The following is a 19,930-nucleotide window of genomic DNA, read 5'->3' as shown; positions in this document are numbered from 1 at the left end:
GATTGATACACATCATCAACCATAATTGATTAATATAACCCCTTATTAGGATGGAGTAGATAGAACGATGTTATATTCAACGATGATTTTTATATTAGCAGGTCTTTGTGAAATAGGAGGCGGCTACTTAATATGGTTATGGCTTAGAGAAGGTCAGCCATCGTGGCTAGGTATTATTGGTGGTATCATACTCATCCTATATGGTGTGATTGCGACGTTACAATCATTTCCAACGTTTGGACGAGTTTATGCCGCATATGGCGGTATATTTATTGTCATGAGCTTAGTATGGTCTATGTTCATTGATAAAAATATGCCAGATAAATACGATGTATTGGGTGCTGTAGTATGTGTAATTGGCGTTTTAATAATGTTATTACCACATAGGGCTTAATAAAACGTGTTTGAAAGGGAGAAATAAGTAATGAATGTTGAAATTGAGCATCAAAGATATGGTGTTGATTTAATTAAAATTGATAATGAAGAAACGAAAATTGTATTTACAAATTTTGGTGCAAGAATAGTATCATGGAAATATCATGATAATAATATTGTACTAGGGAATGTTGTTGAAGCGGACGAATTTTATTTTGATAATCCATTTAAATTTGGAGCGACTATAGGAAGATACGGTGGTCGAATTTCCGATGCTTCGTTCACATTAGATGGAATAAAATACCAATTAGAAGCAAATGATGGTAATCATCATATCCATGGCGGGGGTCACGGGCTAGATACAAAGTTATTTGACTATGAAGTAGTCGAAGAATTGGGACAAGTAAAAATTATTTTTAAGACAACGTTAAAGGAAACAGATGATAATTACCCAGGAAATATGGATGTTAAAGTTACCCATACTTATGATGTCGATCATTGTTGGACAGTTGAATATGAGGCTACATCAACGAAGACAACATTATTTAATCCGATGAATCATGTTTATTTTAATTTGAACAGAGATAATAATGTTATCGATAATCACCGTCTATATAGTTCTGAATTGAATATGTATCAACTTAATGAACAACATTTAATAAATACAGATGAAACACTAGATTTACATCAAATTTTTAATGGTAGTGATATATACTTTAAAGATATATTTGAAAGTAAACATGCTCAACTAGCACAACAAATTGACACTTTTAATGGCTTGGATCATCCATTCAAAGTTGGAGGCCATCAATTATCAATAGATAACGGTGAGTTTCAATTAGATGTAAAAACTGATATGCCAAATTATGTATTATATACATTTAATCAACCAAAAGATTGGAATAGTGATTCTAATATTTATAAGGCACATTCTGGCTTAGCTATTGAATCTCAATTTTTACCAAATGATATTAATATGTATGGTGAAGACGCTTCGTCTATCTTAAAAGCCAATGATACATTTTATTCTCAAACAAGTTATGAAATAAATGAAAAGTAATTATTAAGAGTGAAGCCTACGGTTTTGATTCCATTGGTTTCACTCTTTCTTTATACTTAGAAAGTATTTTAATTATGATGATTTTGTTGCACGTTGGTACATCTTTTCTAATTTTTCATATCTTTTCATAGATAAATATGGATTTTTTAAAGCCTGTGAAATTCTCTTAGTATTTTTTCTGTCATTATAATAAATATCGTTTAATTCTTGAACCGATAATTGAGTCTTCGGGTCTGCTTCTTTAATTAATACTAAATGTTGATTTTGACTGACAGATCCTTCTTTAATTACGCGACAATAAAATCCTGTTTTTCCTGATTTAGACATGCGCTTCACTAAATTGGGTAAACCATATTTTGCTTGTATTTTCCAACAAGGTTCTCTGATTTCCGATACTTCTATAATTGCTTCACCCAAACGATATTGATTACCAAAATAAACTTCATTTTCATCTAAATTTATAATAGTTAAGTTTTCCCCAAACATTGCATAATCAGGCAGTTTTTCTAAATCATCTTTATACATGTCATAGTTTGATTTACTAAAGCAACAGACTGCTTTATCTGATCCACCGTGGTCTTTATAGGCTTGTTCATCATCAACAAAACCTAGTTTAGATAACCACATATCTCCTTCGAAAGGGCGCTTATTAATAGCTGATTGCATTGGTTTTGAGTCTTTATATTGTAGCGATTCTATTTTTCCAGTTGAAATAGCCTAAACAGGTATCATTTCTATTCTCCCTCTTAAAGTATTTAAATGATAGTTTACTATATCTCAAGGATTTTATGTAAAATTTTAAAATATATTAAAAATTAAACGATAAATAAGGTATGTTAAATCAAAAAAGTCATGTAAAATAGGAAATGTAAACGATTTAGAAAAGAGGCTCATGACGTAATGAATGATGTAAAACAACTTAAAATGATGACATTGAATGATGTTTTGAATCAAATTGAAGACGGTATGACACTAGGAATTGGTACAGGTAGTACAATTGAATTGTTAGTTCCTAAAATAGCACAACTTGTTGAAGAAAAGAATTACGACATCAAAGGTGTTTGTACTTCAAATAAGACTGCTTTTTTAGCTAAAGAACTAAATATTGAAATTGTTGATGTAAATGATGTTGAAAAAATCGATTTAGCTATTGATGGGGCAGATGAAGTCGATCCAAACCTCAACTTAATTAAAGGCGGTGGCGGTGCCTTATTTAGAGAAAAGGTCATTGATGAAATGGCAGACCGTTTTGTGGTCATTGCTGATGAAAATAAAGTAGTCAATTATTTAGGAGAAACATTTAAATTACCAGTAGAAGTAGATAAATTTAATTGGTATCAGGTTGCTAGAAAAATAGAAACGATTGAGGGAGTAATCGTGCAACGTCGTGTTACTGAAGATGTGCCGGTAACTACAGACAATGGTAACTATATTTTAGACTGTGCCTTACCAAAAGGGATTGACCCTTATGAAATGCATGAGTTTTTAATACATCTTACGGGTGTGCTAGAAACAGGTTATTTCCTTGATATTACTGACGAAGCCATTATAGGCACACAACAAGGTGTTAAAAAGATGTACCGTCAATAATAAAATTTTTACTTTTATATTATATAGATAATAGCCTTAAGGTGTTTGTTAGAACATCTTAAGGCTATTTTTCTAAATTTTATTCTTATTGAGCACTTTTGAATAAATCAACTAAACTTTGAGGACTATTCTCTCCAAGACAAATATCTAATAATTCATGAGATTCTTTTGCTTCGGCTTCACTTCTTGGGAACATTTTTGCTTCATATAATTCGATTGCTTTATCAAAATTATTACTATGTTCAGCTATCAATTCCGCTAACTCAGCTCCATCTAACATGGCTAAATTAGCACCCTCCCCAGAAGGAGCCATTAGGTGTGCAGCATCACCAATTAAAGTAACCCCTGATTGACGTTCCCAACGATGTGTATCAGGTAACGCATTAATTTTACGAGGTGTAATTGAACTATCCGCTTCAGTAATTAAGGCAGTTACTTCTGGTGACCAACCTTCAAATTCTGCAGCAATTGTTTTTGTCGCTATTTCACCATTTGCAAAGTCTATACTATCGATCCATTCAATATCACATTTCATTTGTACATATGTGTGAAGGATATCTCCTGCTTCTCTATGTGCAACAATACCTTTACTAGGTGATAAAGCATACATTGCACCTTTTCCTACTTTTTGAGCAGTCTTAGGATATTGATTATCTACATCATATAGATATGTTTCAATAAATGTATAACCTGAATAATATGGTTTAATATCTGTTAAGATGTTACGAACTTTAGACCAAGCACCGTCAGCACCAATAAGTTTGTCTGTAGTTACAGATGTCTCATCTCTAAATACCACTTTATATTGTGTAGTATCCAATTTTTCAACATGATCCACTTTTTTATTCCAAACAATCATATCATGTGGCAATGAGTCTATTAATATATCTCTTAAATCACCACGTAATACTTCAGGTCGTCCATTTGATTCATCATCCGGTAAATCTAAAAGTATGTCACCATTATGGTTAACGATGCGAGAGGCATCAGCGCCTTTTTGTATAATTGATTGGAATTCGTCCAATAAGTTAGCTTTTTCTAAGGCAACTTGTCCATTATATTCATGTATATCTAATTGTCCACCTTGAGTTCTTGCATCACGAGAGGCATCAGATTCATAAACTTTAGCAGGAATACCATTTACATATAGCACTCTAGCTAAAGTCAGCCCACCAATGCCACCACCGATAATTGTAATAGGGTTGTTACTATCTTTTATATTCATTGTATTACTCCTTTTAAACTCATAGTTATAATTAAATTATTACTGAAAGAGTTTACCCCCAAATATCTATATTTAAAACAAAAAACTCATCCATTCAATAAATTGAATAAGACGAGTTTAATATAATTAGTATTTGTTATTAGGGCTAGAATTTTCAGAGTCCTTGATTTCATCCTGTGCTTCAGATACAACTGATGAACGACGTGATGAACGGCGTGTTTGTTTATAAGAAGTATGTTCTCTTAAATAATCAGAAGAATCATTGTCATGTTCTTGTTCATCATCAATAGACGTTTTAGAATGTTGTTCATTATCAGAGGATTGATCATGTTTACGAGAATCAGATGCGTCATCTTCTTGAATGTCATTATGATTATTTTCATTATTAGTTTCACTATCATTAGAATGGTCATTTACGTGATCTAAATAATTATTAGGTTCAACTTCGTCTAAACTTTGTTTTGTCTTTTTATAGAAGATGGCACGTATAATTAAGCTTAAAATAATAAAGATTAAACCTACTGCAGTAGTAGCCAATGCGATGACTTTCATAGAGAATAAGTCACCAACTTCTTCACTGAACAAGAATACTAAACCAAATGACATAGCAGCATGGAAAATAGTAGCTATATAAATTGTTCTACCTTTAGTTGCTCGAATCAATTCACCTACAATCATAGAGAATGCAAATGTATATAAGAAATGATAACCAGCAAACTCTATACCATAAGTTGTATTAGCATTGAAGATTGAGTAAATGATACCAACTACGATACTTGCAAAGAAAGTATTCATTTTAACTTCTACAATATGTTGTAAATATGAACGAAAACCAAATTCTACTACAAATGCCATAATTAAATGGCCAATTATAATAGCAGTTATTGAAACTGATAAATCTGATGCCTGTAAAAGTATGAAACTATCTGCAAACGTGTTGAAACAGAACATACCTATGATAAATATAAATAAAGGTATGATTAAAGCGAGTAATATACGCTCCACAACTTTAAGGCTCAATGATAGTTTTAAACTCGCCATCTGATCTTTTTTATATCTAAAGACGAGTAGACATATGATTGCAGCGATAAAAGGAGAAAGATCAGTAATATCGAAGACAAATCTTTTTACTCCAATTGCCGATTGAAAATCTCTAAGTATTACGAATAAGGCCATCGTAATGACAAAAAATACGAATATTGTCATTGCCCATTGAAACCCAGAAATTCGATTGTTTTTCATTTTATGTAACCTCCATTACGGAAACAAGCAATTATTATTTTTATTTACAATTATACATGTTATAAGATGTTAGATAAATTGTCTATTTCAATTATCATCAAAATGTAATAGGAATGAATTATAAACGTAATTAAATTTCAGTGAATCGGGAATAAAATAACTACATTGAATAAAAAATAAGCTAAAGTTATACTTAAAATATAATGTTAGTGAATGAAATCAAGGGGGAAGAGCAATGTATCAACAAGCCGAACCAAGCTTATGGACAGGAAGACTTGATAGTGAAACAGATTCTAAACAATTTAGACATTTTCAAACGATTCAATTTAATGATTTAAGAAATGTGGAGTATAGTAATGAACAAAAAGGTGTAGGTATGTTAGGCTATGCCGTTGATAAAGGCGTAGAACTAAATAAAGGTCGAGTTGGAGCTAAAGAAGGCCCTAATGCGATTAAACAATCATTTGCAGGATTACCAGATTTAAATCAATGTGAACAAATTGTTGATTACGGAAATGTAGAGCACGATAACGAACAACTAATTGATACACAAAAAGAATTTGCAGAGTTAGCAGCGAAATCTATTCACAATCACAAACAAACATTTCTTCTAGGTGGCGGCCATGATATTGCTTATGCTCAATATTTAGCTACTAGAAAAGTTTATCCTAATCAATCCATTGGTGTTATTAATATTGATGCCCATTTTGATACACGTGATGAAGGAGAATCAACGTCAGGAACTAGTTTTAGACAGATTCTTGAACAAGATGATAATGCCGACTATATGGTTCTAGGTATATCTCAAGGTGGCAATACACAAGGGTTATTTGACTACGCAGAGGAAAAAGGCATTTCATTTGTTTATGCTGATGAATTGCTACATCAAGTATCCCCACCAATTAAAGATATGATTGAACGCTTTATTCATGATCATGACGTGATTATGTTTACAATTTGTATGGATGTTGTAGATAGTGCCTTTGCACCAGGTGTCAGCGCATCAGCAGTATTAGGTATCTATCCACACACAGTTTTTGAATTAGCTAAACGTATTGTACCAAGTGATAAGGTTAAATCAGTTAGTATCGCAGAAATGAATCCTAAGTATGATCAAGATAATAGAACTGCGAAACTGATTGCTAACTTAGTACACCATTTCTTATTATAAATTCCAATATTCAATACATTGTTCGATGAGAGAAAGTACTTGTTCAGAGTGCTTTCTCTTTTTTAAATAGTTGATATAAATTTTGCGACCTAAATTAGGACGTATTTTAATATAGTCTAAATTACTAGTATTAAACGATTGATAATAAAATCGTGGAATAACAGCATATCCTATACCTAAATGTACAAAATTAGTAGCTGACTCAAAGCGATCAGATTCCATAATAATATTAGGATGTATACTCATTCTATTAAAATAATCATCTAAATGTTTACGAACTTGTGAGCTTTTATTAGGTAATATTAAAGGTAGACTATCTAGTTGAATTGTCTTTTGTTTAGGAAAAGCATCTTTAGGTGTTAGTAAAATATAGGATTCTTTGTAAAGTGCAATTGAAGTAATATCTTGGTGCCTAATTTCTTCATTTGTTAAAGCAAAATGCACATCAAAGTTAATAAGTTGTTCAATTGATTGATGTTGATCATGTACCTCATTAATACGATATTGTTGATTTGGATATTGAGTATGATGAGCGTGAATAACATTTGCCATCCATTGGCTTGTTGATTCTAAAATACCAATTTTAATTCTCGGTTCAGATGAAATATTTAAATCATACATCTTTTCTATTGTTGATCGATATTGTTGAACTAATTGTTCCGCATATTTATAGAATTGAATACCTTTTTCGGTAATTTTAATATCTTTTGTAGTGCGCATAAATAAATCATAGCCTAAATCTGATTCCATCTTTTTAATAGCAGCTGTTAAAGAGGGCTGACTGATATGTAAAAAATTGGCAGCTTTTGTAAAACTATTATATTTAACAACGGCTAAAAAGTACTCTAATTGAATGATTTTCATAAGTCATCTCCAGTTAGTTATAGTTTATACCTATAAATAATTAGTTTATTTATATTTGTTATCTATATTTTAGCATAATATAATGGGCGTGTAAGAACTTAATTTAGTACATGTTCAATAGTCTAAATTATTTGATTATTTAGGTTATTCTATAAGTGTACATATTAAAAACTTTGAATTTATAGATATTATTTCGGATGGGAGAGATAGTAATGAGAGAAATTCATGCAAAAAAAGGTTTAGATATCGAGTGTAAAGGTTGGGAACAAGAAGCGGTATTACGAATGCTTTATAATAATTTAGATCCAGAGGTAGCTGAACATCCTGAAGAACTTGTTGTTTATGGAGGTATCGGTAAAGCGGCACGTAACTGGAAAGCATTTGAAGCAATCGAAAATACATTAAGAGACTTAGAAGCAGATGAAACAATGCTCGTACAATCTGGTAAACCAGTAGCAGTATTTAAAACTCATGAAGAAGCACCACGTGTGTTAATCTCAAATTCAGTTTTAGTACCTAAATGGGCAAACTGGGATCACTTCCATGAATTAGATAAAAAAGGTTTAATTATGTATGGACAAATGACTGCAGGCAGTTGGATTTATATTGGTTCACAAGGTATTGTTCAAGGAACATATGAAACTTTCGCAGAACTTGGTAACCAAGAATATAACAGTGATTTAACTGGTACAGTGACATTAACTGCAGGATTAGGCGGTATGGGCGGCGCTCAACCTCTTGCTGTAACAATGAATAATGGTGTGGCAATTTGTGTTGAAGTCGATGAAACACGTGTTGATAAACGTGTAGAAACAAAATATTGTGATGTAAAAACTAAAGATTTAGATGAAGCATTAAAATTAGCTGAAGATGCTAGACAAAAAGGGGAAGCTTTATCAATCGGTCTAGTTGGTAATGCAGTAGATTTACACAAAGCTATTTTAGACAAAGGATTCAAAATTGATATCATTACTGACCAAACAAGTGCACATGACCCATTAAATGGTTATGTACCTCAAGGTTATTCAGTAGAAGAAGCTAAACAATTACGTAAAGAAGATCCTAAGAAATACGTTGAATTATCTAAAGACTCAATGGCTAAACATGTAGAATTAATGTTAGAATTCCAAAAACAAGGTGCAGTAGCATTTGACTATGGTAATAATATCCGTCAAGTTGCTTACGACAATGGTGTAGAAAATGCATTTAACTTCCCAGGATTTGTGCCAGCATACATTAGACCATTATTCTGTGAAGGTAAAGGACCATTCCGTTTTGCTGCATTAAGTGGAGATCCAAAAGATATCGAACGTGCAGATGAAGAAATGAGAAAATTATTCCCAGAAAATGAAAAATTAATTCGTTGGTTAGATTTAGCTGAAGAAAAAATTGCTTATCAAGGCTTACCATCAAGAATTGCTTGGTTAGGCTATGAAGAACGTGCGAAAATGGGATTAGCACTAAACAAATTAGTTCGTGACGGTGAAATTTCAGCACCAATCGTTATCGGTCGAGATCACTTAGATTCAGGTTCAGTAGCTAGTCCAAACCGTGAAACAGAAGGTATGAGAGATGGCAGTGACGCAGTTGGTGACTGGGCGGTATTAAATGCCTTAATTAACACTGCAGCTGGTGGTTCTTGGATTTCATTCCATCACGGTGGCGGTGTAGGTATGGGTTATTCTCTACACGCTGGTATGGTTGTTGTAGCTGATGGTTCAGAACGTGCAGATCGTCGTTTAGGACGTGTATTAACTACAGATCCGGGTATGGGAGTAGTGAGACACGCAGATGCTGGTTATGATATCGCAATTCAAACTGCGAAAGACAAAGGCATCAAAATTCCTATGATCGATGAAACGGAGGATAAATAATGAATGATTTAATTATTCAAAATATCAAAGAACTTATTTTACCAAAATCTACTGATCGTCCATTAAAAGGTGCAGAACTTGATGAATTAGATGTTATTGAAAATGGTACAGTTGTAGTAAAAGATGGAAAGATTGTTTATTCTGGCCCTTATACAGATAAATATGAAGCAGAACAAATCATAGATGCTACTGGTAAAGTAGTATCTCCATCCTTATTTGATGCACATACGCATTTAATATTCGGTGGCTCAAGAGAACACGAAATGTCACTTAAACGTCAAGGGAAATCTTATTTAGAAATATTAGAATCTGGCGGTGGCATTCTTTCAACAGTAAAAGCTACACGTGAAATTAGCGAAGATGACTTATTCAAAAAAGCAGAACATGACTTATTAACTATGGTTCAACATGGTGTATTAGGTGTTGAAAGTAAAAGTGGTTATGGTTTAGATAAAGAAAATGAACTTAAACAATTAAGAGTATCTAATCGTTTAGCTGAGAAATATGGATTAGATATGAAACATACTTTCTTAGGACCGCATGCAGTACCTGAGGAAGCAGAATCAAATGAAGCATTCTTAAATGAAATGATTGAATTACTTCCAGAAGTTAAGGAATATGCTGATTTTGCAGATATCTTCTGTGAAACAGGTGTATTCTCAGTTGAAGAATCTAGACATTATATGCAAAAAGCTAAAGAAGCAGGATTCAAAGTGAAAATTCATGCTGATGAAATAGACCCATTAGGTGGCTTAGAATTAGCAATTGATGAAAATGCCATTTCTGCAGATCACCTTGTTGCTTCAAGCGCTGAAGGTAAAGCAAAATTAAAAAATAGTGATACAGTAGCAGTACTATTACCAGCTACAACATTTTATTTAGATAAAAATGACTATGCTGATGCAAGAGGCATGTTAGATAATAACGGTGCAATTGCTATTGCAACGGATTACAATCCAGGTAGTAGTGTAACGAATAACTTACAATTAGCTATGGCGATTGCTGCATTAAAATTAAAACTATCTCCAAATGAAGTTTGGAATGCTGTTACAGTTAATGCAGCAAAAGCGATTGATTTAGATGCAGGTACAATTAATGAAGGTGACAAAGCCAATATCGTTATTTGGAATGCACCTAACCACGAATATATTCCTTATCACTTTGGTATTAACCATGCACAAAAAGTTATCAAAGATGGTAGAGTCATTGTTGATAACGAATTTTCATTAGATTAATTCATTCATAATTTAACCATGTGGAACCGTGTCGATATGAAGACACGGTTCTTTTTATATATAAGAGAAAAAATGTACATTTATTAGAATAGTTTGACAATTGTGTTAACATGAATTTATAAGGAGTTGGCTACACATGATGTTGGTACGAACGCAATACTTAAAACAATGGCAAGGCCAATATCGACAAAACATACTTTCCGGTATTTTAATGGGGTTAGCTTTATTACCTGTAACTATAGCATTTTCTTTTATTGTTCATGTTCCACCTTCAATTGGATTAATGAGTTGTGGGTTAATGATGTGTTTAATGAGTATACTGGGAAAAAGAATTGCAATGGTTTCAGGTCCAAGTAGTGGCATATCTATTATAGGTGCACCTTTAGTTAATCAATATGGCACACATTATTTATTTTTAGCAACAATAATGATGGGTGTCCTTTTAATTATATATAGCTTTTGTCATATAGATAAATTACTTAATTATATCCCTAAAACTGTTGTCATTGGCTTTATGAATGCATTGGGGATATTACTATTAACTACTCAAATTAAATATATATTCGGTGTATCATTATCTACATATATCGTTGCGTGTTTAACCTTTATAGTGATTTATCTATCTGGAAAATGGATTCAAACCATACCTGCACCATTAGTAGCTATTATCATCATTACGTTATTAACGACAATGATTCACCCACATTTACAGTATGTTCACGATTTAGCTAATATTAAATTTAAAATGCCACAATTAACATCCCTAAATTCATCAATGACAATTTTTGATTGGTTGATTATATTTAAGTATGCATTTACGATGTCAGTGATTGCAGTCATTCAAACTAATTTAACTGCGAATATGATGGATGCAATCAGTAACACAACATCTAATAAAGATAAAGAAATAAGAGGACAAGGAATTTCTAACATTATCGTAGGTATTGTCGGTGGTTATGGTTCTAGTGGGTTAGTAGGACAATCTAAATTTAATTATAAAATGGGCGCAACAACTCGGCTATCTACATTAATGACTGGTATTTTATTAGTATTATGTATGGTGTTATTAGGGCCAATAGTTGGTTTAATTCCAATGGTAGTGCTAGCTGTTGTATTAGTAACAGTTTCTCTTAATACATTCGATAGACGTACAGTGAGTCATATTAAAGAAGCGCCGATTATGCATAGTAGTATTATGTTATTAACTATCATACTTATTCTTATGACTAATAATTTAGCTATAGGTGTAATAGTGGGCACGATTATTTATTATATTATATTTTATCTCTTTAAGAAGGGTGATGTTACAAATGACTAATTATACTGATTATGTGAATTGGAGAAGGACTTTTCACCAATTTCCGGAACTATCAGAAAAGGAATATGAAACGACACAACGACTTAAACGTATTTTAGAAGCACACGACATTACCATATTAGATTTACCATTAGATACTGGATTAGTTGCTGAAGTAGGTCAAGGCGAGCAATTAATAGCTGTCAGAACAGACATAGATGCGCTACCAATTAATGAACAAGTAGAACATGAATTTACTTCTACTAATGAAGGCGTTATGCACGCTTGTGGTCATGATATACATATGGCTAGTATTTTAGGTGTGGCAACTCAATTAAAAGCACAAGAAAATGAATTAAACGGACGTGTAAGAATTATATTTCAACCTGCTGAAGAATTAGGTTATGGTGCTCGAAAAATAGTTAAAACAGGAGCATTAGATGGAGTCAAAGCGGTCTTAGGCTTTCATAATTATCCTACAATGGATATAGGCGAATTTGCTATTAAAAAAGGAGCAATTACTTCTGCTGTCGACCGATTTGAATTTAAAATTAAAGGTAAAGGGGCACATGCTGCTAAACCTGAACAAGGAAATGATCCAACTGTAGCATTAGGACAGCTTATCAATAGTCTACAAACAATTGTAAGTAGAAATTTATCTGCGTTTGATAGCGCAGTTGTTACTATTGGAGAAATTTCATGTGGGAATACATGGAACGTTATTGCAGATCATGCATATGTACAAGGAACTGTGCGATCATTTAAACCTGAACATCGAGATTATATTGAACAAAGAATGAAAGATATAGCGAGTGGCCTAGCGAAGACATTTAATATAGAAGTAGAATGCCAATATACTAGATTGCCTGGTACTGTTATTAATGATGATCAGTTAACAGAGACCGCAATTGAAGTGGCAGAAACAGTTGGTTATAATGTTTCAATTATGGACTTGCCACTGACAATCGGAGAAGATTTCTCAGGCTACACTGAAATTTATCCTGGTGTATTTGCATTTATTGGTTCAAACAGTGAATATGATTTACATCATCCTCTATTTGATCCGGATGAACGTATATTGGAAAAGGTTCCTTCATATTTTGTAGAGTTAGTTAAAAAATTACTAAATCAATAAAATTAACACAGTTGCTATTGTATTTTAAAAAGAAATCAATAGTAACTGTGTTTTTTATTAAATTAAATTTTAGAAAAATTAAAAATGATTAGAGAGTAGATATACTTGGGTATAAACAGAACATATAGATATTAGGAGATGATTTTGAAATGTCAGCACAAGATCCAAGAAATAAATTTAAAACAACTGAATATGAAAAACAAGAACAATCACTCCCTGGTTTGCAAAGTGATTTAACACCAGAGCCAGATTGTGGTGAAACATCATATATAGGTCATGACAGATTAAAAGGATTTAAAGTGTTAGTCACAGGTGGCGACTCAGCTATTGGACGTGCAGCAGCTATAGCCTATGCTAAAGAAGGTGCAGATGTCGCAATTAATTATCTTCCAAGTGAAGAGAAAGATGCACAAGAAGTTAAACACGTCATTGAAGAAGCAGGACAACAAGCAGTGCTTATCCCTGGTGATGTTAGAAATGAACAATTTAACTATGACATGGTCGCAGAAGCCTATGAACAATTAGGTGGATTGGATAATGTAACTTTAGTGGCAGGTCATCAACAATATCATGATGACATTAAAGGATTTGATACACAATCATTCGCAGAAACATTTGAAACTAACGTATACCCAATCTTTTGGACAGTTCAAAAAGCACTTGATTATTTACAACCAGGTGCATCAATTACTACAACATCATCTGTACAAGGATACAATCCAAGCCCAATATTACACGACTATGCCGCTTCAAAAGCAGCGATTATTTCACTAACTAAAAGTTTATCTGAAGAACTTGGTCCTAAAGGTATCCGAGTTAACTGCGTCGCACCTGGTCCATTCTGGTCTCCATTACAAATTACAGGAGGCCAACCACAATCTAATATTCCTGAATTTGGTCAACAAACCCCATTAGGTAGAGCAGGTCAACCAGTTGAATTATCTGGTACTTATGTTTTACTAGCTGCAGAAGAATCTAGTTATACAACTGGACAAGTGTTTGGTGTCACAGGCGGCATTCAAATAGATTAGAAATTTTAAATGGATAATTGAAATTTAAGTCGATAAAGCTAAGATGCTTTATCGACTTTTTTATGTTTAACATATAGTTTAAATTAAATAAATTCAAAATGAATTTGGAAATTAAATGCGAATAATGTATAATTACAATACAAAATAAATAATAAAATTATGTAAAGTGCTTTAACTTTAATTACAGTAATCAGAAATAATAGGGGAAAGTGATTAGTTAGTTGTATAAATATCTTTTAAATATAAAGGAGCACACTATATGAATAAAGATCAAATCATTAGATTAATTCCTTTTATTGCATTAGTTATAGGTATAAGTTTTATTCCATTCTTCCCATCATTTAAATGGTTTTTCTTTTTAGTAGTACCAATATTCGTTATTAGCAATATATTGAAGAATTTATATTTTGTAAATCGAAATATTAAACATAACAAGATATGGATTAGTCCAATCATAGATCGATTATTAGGTTGTATTGCAGGGATTTTTTATATAGGTTTTGCTTCAGTAGCTTTATTACAAAGCGCAAACCCTTGGATTGGGTTTTTACTATTATTATTAGCATCTTCATTCATTTACTTTTTAGAAACTAAATTAAAAATCGATGAACAAACGTTAAAAAAATCTAATCATGAGTATAAAGTCATTTCTGAAAAACTTGAACGTCAACTTAAAATAGTAGCCATAATCGTTACCATTATTTCTATTATAGCTATGATAATCTCACTTTATCTAAAATGGTGGATTGTCTTTGGTATAGCCGTTGGATTACTATTATTAGTAGCAATAGGATTAATTATCTATGATAAATACTTTACGACGAAATTATAATTTATGATTGACGTTATTGGAATTATCTTGTAACGTAAAATTTAAATGCAAATCACTTATCTAGAGAAGTGGAGGGACTGGCCCTATGAAGCTTCGGCAACATATAATCATGTGCCAATTCCAGAAACCAATTGAGGTTTGAAGATAAGGGGATAGTAATTGAAGGCAAACCTCTTTTCTTAAATAATTAGAAAAGAGGTATTTTTTATTAATATAGGAAGTAGGTCTAATTATGGAAAAAACTAAGAAGGGTAATGCTTGGGCGTTATTTCCTTTATTATTATTTATGTTGTTATTTTTAGGTGTAGGTATTATTTCAGGAGATTTCACCACTATGCCTTTAAATGTAGCGATTACAATAACTGTTATCGTAGCTTTGTTAATGAATCGTAAAGAAAAATTTGCTACAAAAGTTGAAGTGTTTACTAAAGGCGCAGGACATTCAAATATTATTTTGATGATGCTTATATTTATTTTGGCAGGCGCTTTCTCAACGACTACAGAGAAAATGGGAGGCGTGAGTTCAACTGTTAATCTTGGTTTGTCACTTATTCCTGAAAACTTAATCATTGTAGGTTTATTTATCATTTGTATGTTTGTTTCTATTTCTATGGGTACTTCAGTTGGAACAGTTGCAGCGATTGCGCCTGTTGGATTTGGTTTTGCACAAGCTACTGACGTATCAGCAGCACTAGCAATGGCAACAGTAGTTGGCGGTGCGATGTTCGGAGATAACCTTTCTATGATTTCAGATACAACGATTGCAGCAGTACGTACGCAACATACAAAGATGAAAGATAAATTTAAAGTCAATTTTAGAATTGTATTACCAGGTGCGATTTTAACAATTATTATTCTATTTTTATTAACGAATGGAATTTCCATGGATCATACTAAAAGTTATGATTTCCAATTAGTTAAAGTCATTCCGTACTTACTTGTACTGATATTAGCACTAGTGGGCGTTAATGTTATTATTGTTCTGATTGGTGGGACAGTTTTATCTGGAATGATTGGCCTTATCGACGGCTCTTTCGGATGGAAAGGTTTATTGAATGCAGTATCCAAAGGTATTATCGGAATGGAAGATATTGCAATGATTGCTTTACTTATTGGTGGTTTAGTCGGTCTGATACAACATAATGGCGGGATTGATTGGTTGCTCAATTTCGTTAGAGACAGAGTAAGATCTAAACGAGGCGCGGAATTAGGTATTGCTAGTTTAGTCAGTGTTGCAGATATATCAACTGCTAATAATACGATTTCAATTATTATGTCAGGACCATTAGCCAAAAATATTGCTGATGAATATGATGTTGATCCACGTAAATCAGCAAGTATATTAGATATATTTGGAGGTTGTTTCCAAGGGTTATTACCATATAGTCCACAAGTTATTTCTGCTGCTGGTGTAGCAGGCATTTCACCATTTTTACTAGTACCTTATAGTATTTATCCGATTATGTTAGGTATTTGTGGATTAATAGCAATCATCTTTGGTTATCCGAAATTAAAAAAAAGATAGCGTAAATGTTGACTAATGAATCATATTTTAATATAAATCTGAGACTAAACTAAGTCTCGGATTTTTAAATGATTGATATGAAAATAATGTTATCTTTAGTTTCTATATAGAGATGTTTAAATAATAGAGTTTAATGGTAAATTAGATTAAATGTATCAAAGATTAAGCATTTTTAAGGATAAATGTTTGGAAGTTTGAGTAAATACGTTAGAATAGAAATAAGAGTGAAAGTAGGTGACATATAGTGGCAAAGTATAATGTGGAAAATGAATATGTAGAAATTGATATTGAACGTTTATTTAAATATTCACCTGAAACTATTTATGAAGCTTGGACAAAAGAAGATATTTTAAAACAATGGTTTATGACGTCTAAACGTACTAATAAATCATTTGAAGCTGACGTTCAAGAAGGCGGTAAGTACCGCATTGTAGATAGTAGAAATGGTAAGCAAAATATTATTGAAGGTACTTATGAAGAATTAGTGATGGATGAATTTGTCAAAATGACTATTGGTATGCCTGGATTAAGTAACGAAGAAGATATTATTGAAGTTGAATTCTTCGAACGTGAATCAGGTGGCACACAAATGTTTTTCTATTACCAATCTTATATTGAACGTGAAAGAAGATTGACTAATCTTGAGTACAAACAGAAAAAGAAAGAATATCATGACTCTACAGCACATGGTTTCGAATTAATGTTTGATAAAATGAATACTGTATTAGAAGAAATTGAAGAACAAAAAAATAATTAAAAAGACGCAAGCAAATTGGTTTAACCTAAACATTTAGGTTACCGATGCTTGCGTTTTTTTATTTGAGTTCTTCTTTTTCTTTACGTTCATTGTATTTTCGAAGTAATGTTTCAAAGAAAATATGATAACTGATAAAACTAGAATAATCAGTGCCATCATTTAAATAAAAAGTATTACTAGATACATAAACATTATAATCGGCTTGCTGGGCTAATGTATTATCTTTCATCGTTGTTACTGATATAAAGTATTTTTGGCGTAATTTTAATAGCTGAGTTACTTCTTTCAGTTGAAATGTTTCGCCTGATAAAGAAATGATGAAGAACAGGTCTTGAGGCACTGTTTTGTTTAAAACCATCTTTAATTCATGAACATCATGGAGAATAATAATATTTTTGTGCATAGTTAATAAGATACGTTGTGCTTCTTCAGCCACATTCATTTGTGCTCGCCCTGTACCATATAAGTATATTGTTCCAGCCTCGTTCATTTTATTTGTTAATAACTCATAATCAATTCTATCTAAATAACTAAATGTATTTTCAATTTCTTGTCTAAAAGATTCAATAGAGTCAGATGGTAACTGATTTTTCTTTTCACTTTCAAACTTCAAAAATGATTTGAAATCACTATAACCATCAAACCCCAATTTACGCGTGAAGCGGTGAATAGTCGCATTAGATGCATGTGTGTGTTGAGATAAGTCTTGTATTTTTAAATTTTTACATAAATCTATATGGTTATTAACGAAATGTGCAATTTGCAAATCGTTGTCATTAAGTTGATTAAAATTCATATTAACTCGTTCATCTAAAATCATGATGACACCTCGTTTATTAATGTTGAAAAAATTTTCATCATATGAAAACATAATCTGATTATACAAAATACTTTCAAAATTCGTCAATGACATTGAGAGTATGTAAGCGTTTACTATATATTAGATATAAGATATTTCGGTGACACCTTGTTTATAAATACGAGGTTTGATACGAATAAAACGACATTGGGATGTGGAGGTTATTATAATGAATGCAATCAAACGATTTGGTAGCGCAATGATTGTGCCGGTATTAATGTTTGCTTTCTTTGGTATTGTCCTTGGATTTGCAACTTTATTTAAAAATCCTACTATAATGGGTGGTTTAGCAGATCAACATACGTTTTGGTTTAAATTTTGGTCAGTGATAGAATCTGGTGGTTGGGTTATTTTCAATCATATGGAAATCGTATTTGTAGTAGGATTACCACTATCATTAGCTAAAAAAGCACCAGGTCATGCCGCACTAGCAGCATTAATGGGCTATTTAATGTTTAATACATTTATCAATGCGATATTAACGCAGTGGCCACATACATTTGGTGCTAACTTGGAAAAAGGTGTAGAAAATGTTACTGGATTAAAAGCAATAGCGGGTATCGAGACATTAGATACTAATATTTTAGGTGGTATTATCATTTCAGGGATCATTACTTGGATACATAATCGCTACTATAGTAAACGTTTACCAGAAATGTTAGGTGTGTTCCAAGGTCTAACATTTGTAGTAACGATTTCTTTCTTTGTGATGTTACCTGTTGCTGCAATTACTTGCGTAGTATGGCCAACTATTCAAAATGGTATTGCATCTATCCAACATTTTATTATTGGTTCAGGCTATGTAGGAGTATGGTTATACCACTTCTTAGAAAGGGTATTAATACCTACTGGCTTACATCACTTTATTTATGCACCAATTGAAGTTGGACCAGTAGTCGTGAATCATGGACTTAAAGCGGAATGGTTACAACATTTAAATCAATTTGCCGAAAGCAGTAAACCATTAAAAGAACAATTTCCATATGGCTTTATGCTACAAGGAAATGGTAAAGTATTTGGTTGTTTAGGTATTGCATTAGCTATGTATTCAACAACACCTAAAGAAAACCGTAAAAAAGTAGCAGCTTTATTAATACCTGCAACATTAACAGCTGTTGTAGCAGGTATTACTGAACCTTTAGAATTTACATTCTTATTTATCGCACCATTCTTATTCGTATTACACGCATTGTTAGCTGCAACAATGGATACAATTATGTACGGTTTCGGTTTAGTTGGTAATATGGGTGGTGGCGTCCTAGATTTCTTAGCTACTAATTGGATACCACTTGGTAAAGAACACTGGATGACGTATGTGATTCAAGTGGTAATAGGACTTATATTCGTAGGTATATATTATGTTTTATTCAGATTCTTAATATTAAAATTTGATATTCCATTACCTGGACGACGCAAAAATGAAGAAGAAGTTAAACTATTCTCTAAACAAGATTATAAAGAGAAAAAAGGACAAGAAGATGCTACAAAACATACGTCAACTGGGAATGAGTATGATGATAAAGCAGCATATTATTTAGATGGTTTAGGCGGTAAAGAGAACATTAAAGATGTGACTAACTGTACAACTCGATTACGTTTAACTGTGAAAGATGAAAATAAAGTAGAAGATAGTAGTTATTTTACACATAATCAAATGGCTCACGGTCTAGTTAAAAGTGGTAAAAGTGTTCAAGTGGTAGTAGGAATGTCTGTACCACAGGTTAGAGAATCGTTTGAACATCTGGTTTATGATGAAAATGATAAATAATAAATAAAAATAAGAGTCTGGGACATAAACCCTAGAGAAATAGCCAGTAAATGAGTTTTAACAAATTCATTTACTGGCTTCTTTATTTAC

At 32.2% G+C, this 19,930-nt stretch carries 18 protein-coding genes and 1 riboswitch; of the genes, 13 read left to right on the top strand and 5 right to left on the bottom strand.

Translation table 11 applies throughout. The annotated features are described in order from the left end of the window. Positions 1-67: 67 nt before the first annotated feature. Entirely contained in the window at positions 68-394 is a 327-nt protein-coding gene (locus Q4528_RS11995; RefSeq protein WP_017636488.1) for a YnfA family protein, read from the top strand. A gap of 30 nt (positions 395-424) precedes the next feature. Next, positions 425-1,435, top strand: a complete 1,011-nt coding sequence (locus tag Q4528_RS11990; RefSeq protein ID WP_046467106.1) for an aldose epimerase family protein — start codon at positions 425-427, stop codon at positions 1,433-1,435. Between the two features lie 72 nt (positions 1,436-1,507). On the opposite strand, the gene Q4528_RS11985 is transcribed toward Q4528_RS11990, so the two are convergent. Next, positions 1,508-2,149 carry an MOSC domain-containing protein gene (locus Q4528_RS11985; RefSeq protein WP_303521738.1) on the bottom strand — a complete coding sequence of 214 codons (642 nt, stop codon included), beginning with the start codon at positions 2,147-2,149 and terminating at the stop codon, positions 1,508-1,510. A 186-nt stretch (positions 2,150-2,335) separates the two neighbouring features. Here Q4528_RS11985 and Q4528_RS11980 point away from each other — a divergent pair, with 186 nt between their 5' ends. Then, on the top strand, positions 2,336-3,025 hold the full coding sequence (locus tag Q4528_RS11980) for a ribose 5-phosphate isomerase A (protein WP_029055808.1): 690 nt from the start codon (positions 2,336-2,338) through the stop codon (positions 3,023-3,025). Between the two features lie 85 nt (positions 3,026-3,110). Here Q4528_RS11980 and Q4528_RS11975 read toward each other — a convergent pair whose 3' ends face one another. Both Q4528_RS11975 and sdpC read right to left on the bottom strand, forming a co-directional pair. Further along, on the bottom strand, positions 3,111-4,250 hold the full coding sequence (locus Q4528_RS11975; protein WP_046467109.1) for an FAD-dependent oxidoreductase: 1,140 nt from the start codon (positions 4,248-4,250) through the stop codon (positions 3,111-3,113). 126 nt (positions 4,251-4,376) lie between these two features. Next, positions 4,377-5,492 carry a peptidoglycan release complex CPBP-like subunit SdpC gene (gene sdpC, locus Q4528_RS11970; protein ID WP_046467110.1) on the bottom strand — a complete coding sequence of 372 codons (1,116 nt, stop codon included), beginning with the start codon at positions 5,490-5,492 and terminating at the stop codon, positions 4,377-4,379. Positions 5,493-5,727: 235 nt separating this feature from the next. On the opposite strand from sdpC, the gene hutG reads away from it, so the two are divergent. Then, a complete protein-coding gene (hutG, locus tag Q4528_RS11965) occupies positions 5,728-6,663 on the top strand; it encodes a formimidoylglutamase (protein ID WP_017636482.1) in 936 nt (311 codons plus the stop codon). On the opposite strand, the gene Q4528_RS11960 is transcribed toward hutG, so the two are convergent. Continuing rightward, positions 6,658-7,527, bottom strand: coding sequence for a LysR family transcriptional regulator (locus Q4528_RS11960; RefSeq protein ID WP_046467111.1), 870 nt, complete (start codon positions 7,525-7,527; stop codon positions 6,658-6,660). The genes hutG and Q4528_RS11960 overlap by 6 nt on opposite strands. A gap of 212 nt (positions 7,528-7,739) precedes the next feature. Between Q4528_RS11960 and hutU the strand changes: the two genes are divergently transcribed. From hutU to Q4528_RS11920, 8 genes are all read left to right on the top strand, one after another. After that, complete coding sequence (gene hutU / locus Q4528_RS11955; RefSeq protein ID WP_303521722.1) at positions 7,740-9,401, top strand: urocanate hydratase; 1,662 nt, start codon at positions 7,740-7,742, stop codon at positions 9,399-9,401. After that, on the top strand, positions 9,401-10,636 hold the full coding sequence (gene hutI, locus Q4528_RS11950) for an imidazolonepropionase (protein ID WP_046467113.1): 1,236 nt from the start codon (positions 9,401-9,403) through the stop codon (positions 10,634-10,636). Before hutU ends, hutI begins: the two co-directional genes overlap by 1 nt. Before the next feature lie 136 nt (positions 10,637-10,772). Continuing rightward, positions 10,773-11,954, top strand: a complete 1,182-nt coding sequence (locus Q4528_RS11945; protein WP_017636478.1) for a SulP family inorganic anion transporter — start codon at positions 10,773-10,775, stop codon at positions 11,952-11,954. After that, positions 11,947-13,068, top strand: a complete 1,122-nt coding sequence (locus Q4528_RS11940) for an amidohydrolase (protein ID WP_046467114.1) — start codon at positions 11,947-11,949, stop codon at positions 13,066-13,068. Before Q4528_RS11945 ends, Q4528_RS11940 begins: the two co-directional genes overlap by 8 nt. 149 nt (positions 13,069-13,217) lie before the next feature. Beyond that, a complete protein-coding gene (locus tag Q4528_RS11935) occupies positions 13,218-14,099 on the top strand; it encodes an SDR family oxidoreductase (protein ID WP_017636476.1) in 882 nt (293 codons plus the stop codon). 259 nt (positions 14,100-14,358) lie between these two features. Further along, positions 14,359-14,931: a hypothetical protein gene (locus tag Q4528_RS11930; protein WP_046467115.1), complete on the top strand. Its 573-nt coding sequence runs from the start codon at positions 14,359-14,361 to the stop codon at positions 14,929-14,931. A 53-nt stretch (positions 14,932-14,984) separates the two neighbouring features. Then, a riboswitch (SAM riboswitch) is annotated at positions 14,985-15,082 on the top strand. A gap of 81 nt (positions 15,083-15,163) precedes the next feature. Beyond that, positions 15,164-16,456: a Na+/H+ antiporter NhaC family protein gene (locus Q4528_RS11925; RefSeq protein ID WP_046467116.1), complete on the top strand. Its 1,293-nt coding sequence runs from the start codon at positions 15,164-15,166 to the stop codon at positions 16,454-16,456. A gap of 244 nt (positions 16,457-16,700) precedes the next feature. Next, positions 16,701-17,213 (top strand): SRPBCC family protein, encoded by a 513-nt coding sequence (locus Q4528_RS11920; protein ID WP_017636472.1) that lies wholly within the window; start codon positions 16,701-16,703, stop codon positions 17,211-17,213. A gap of 58 nt (positions 17,214-17,271) precedes the next feature. Here the strand turns inward: Q4528_RS11920 and Q4528_RS11915 are convergent, their stop codons facing one another. Then, the gene (locus tag Q4528_RS11915) at positions 17,272-18,033 is read right to left on the bottom strand and encodes a MurR/RpiR family transcriptional regulator (RefSeq protein ID WP_017636471.1); all 762 of its coding nucleotides are present in this window, start codon (positions 18,031-18,033) and stop codon (positions 17,272-17,274) included. A 208-nt stretch (positions 18,034-18,241) separates the two neighbouring features. On the opposite strand from Q4528_RS11915, the gene Q4528_RS11910 reads away from it, so the two are divergent. Then, positions 18,242-19,840, top strand: a complete 1,599-nt coding sequence (locus Q4528_RS11910; RefSeq protein ID WP_017636470.1) for an alpha-glucoside-specific PTS transporter subunit IIBC — start codon at positions 18,242-18,244, stop codon at positions 19,838-19,840. The last annotated feature ends 90 nt before the right edge of the window (positions 19,841-19,930 follow it).

Source organism: Staphylococcus pasteuri, assembly GCF_030547725.1.
Classification (GTDB): domain Bacteria; phylum Bacillota; class Bacilli; order Staphylococcales; family Staphylococcaceae; genus Staphylococcus; species Staphylococcus pasteuri.
The sequence above is the reverse complement of the archived record's forward strand: the minus strand, read 5'-3'. Positions and strand labels throughout refer to the sequence as shown.

Coding starts and splice junctions, on each gene's coding strand:
- Q4528_RS11995 (WP_017636488.1), top strand. CDS start 68: ATGTTATATTCAACGATGATTTTTATATTAGCAGGTCTTTGTGAAATA.
- Q4528_RS11990 (WP_046467106.1), top strand. CDS start 425: ATGAATGTTGAAATTGAGCATCAAAGATATGGTGTTGATTTAATTAAA.
- Q4528_RS11980 (WP_029055808.1), top strand. CDS start 2,336: ATGAATGATGTAAAACAACTTAAAATGATGACATTGAATGATGTTTTG.
- Q4528_RS11975 (WP_046467109.1), bottom strand. CDS start 4,250: ATGAATATAAAAGATAGTAACAACCCTATTACAATTATCGGTGGTGGC.
- sdpC (WP_046467110.1), bottom strand. CDS start 5,492: ATGAAAAACAATCGAATTTCTGGGTTTCAATGGGCAATGACAATATTC.
- hutG (WP_017636482.1), top strand. CDS start 5,728: ATGTATCAACAAGCCGAACCAAGCTTATGGACAGGAAGACTTGATAGT.
- Q4528_RS11960 (WP_046467111.1), bottom strand. CDS start 7,527: ATGAAAATCATTCAATTAGAGTACTTTTTAGCCGTTGTTAAATATAAT.
- hutU (WP_303521722.1), top strand. CDS start 7,740: ATGAGAGAAATTCATGCAAAAAAAGGTTTAGATATCGAGTGTAAAGGT.
- hutI (WP_046467113.1), top strand. CDS start 9,401: ATGAATGATTTAATTATTCAAAATATCAAAGAACTTATTTTACCAAAA.
- Q4528_RS11945 (WP_017636478.1), top strand. CDS start 10,773: ATGATGTTGGTACGAACGCAATACTTAAAACAATGGCAAGGCCAATAT.
- Q4528_RS11940 (WP_046467114.1), top strand. CDS start 11,947: ATGACTAATTATACTGATTATGTGAATTGGAGAAGGACTTTTCACCAA.
- Q4528_RS11935 (WP_017636476.1), top strand. CDS start 13,218: ATGTCAGCACAAGATCCAAGAAATAAATTTAAAACAACTGAATATGAA.
- Q4528_RS11930 (WP_046467115.1), top strand. CDS start 14,359: ATGAATAAAGATCAAATCATTAGATTAATTCCTTTTATTGCATTAGTT.
- Q4528_RS11925 (WP_046467116.1), top strand. CDS start 15,164: ATGGAAAAAACTAAGAAGGGTAATGCTTGGGCGTTATTTCCTTTATTA.
- Q4528_RS11915 (WP_017636471.1), bottom strand. CDS start 18,033: ATGATTTTAGATGAACGAGTTAATATGAATTTTAATCAACTTAATGAC.
- Q4528_RS11910 (WP_017636470.1), top strand. CDS start 18,242: ATGAATGCAATCAAACGATTTGGTAGCGCAATGATTGTGCCGGTATTA.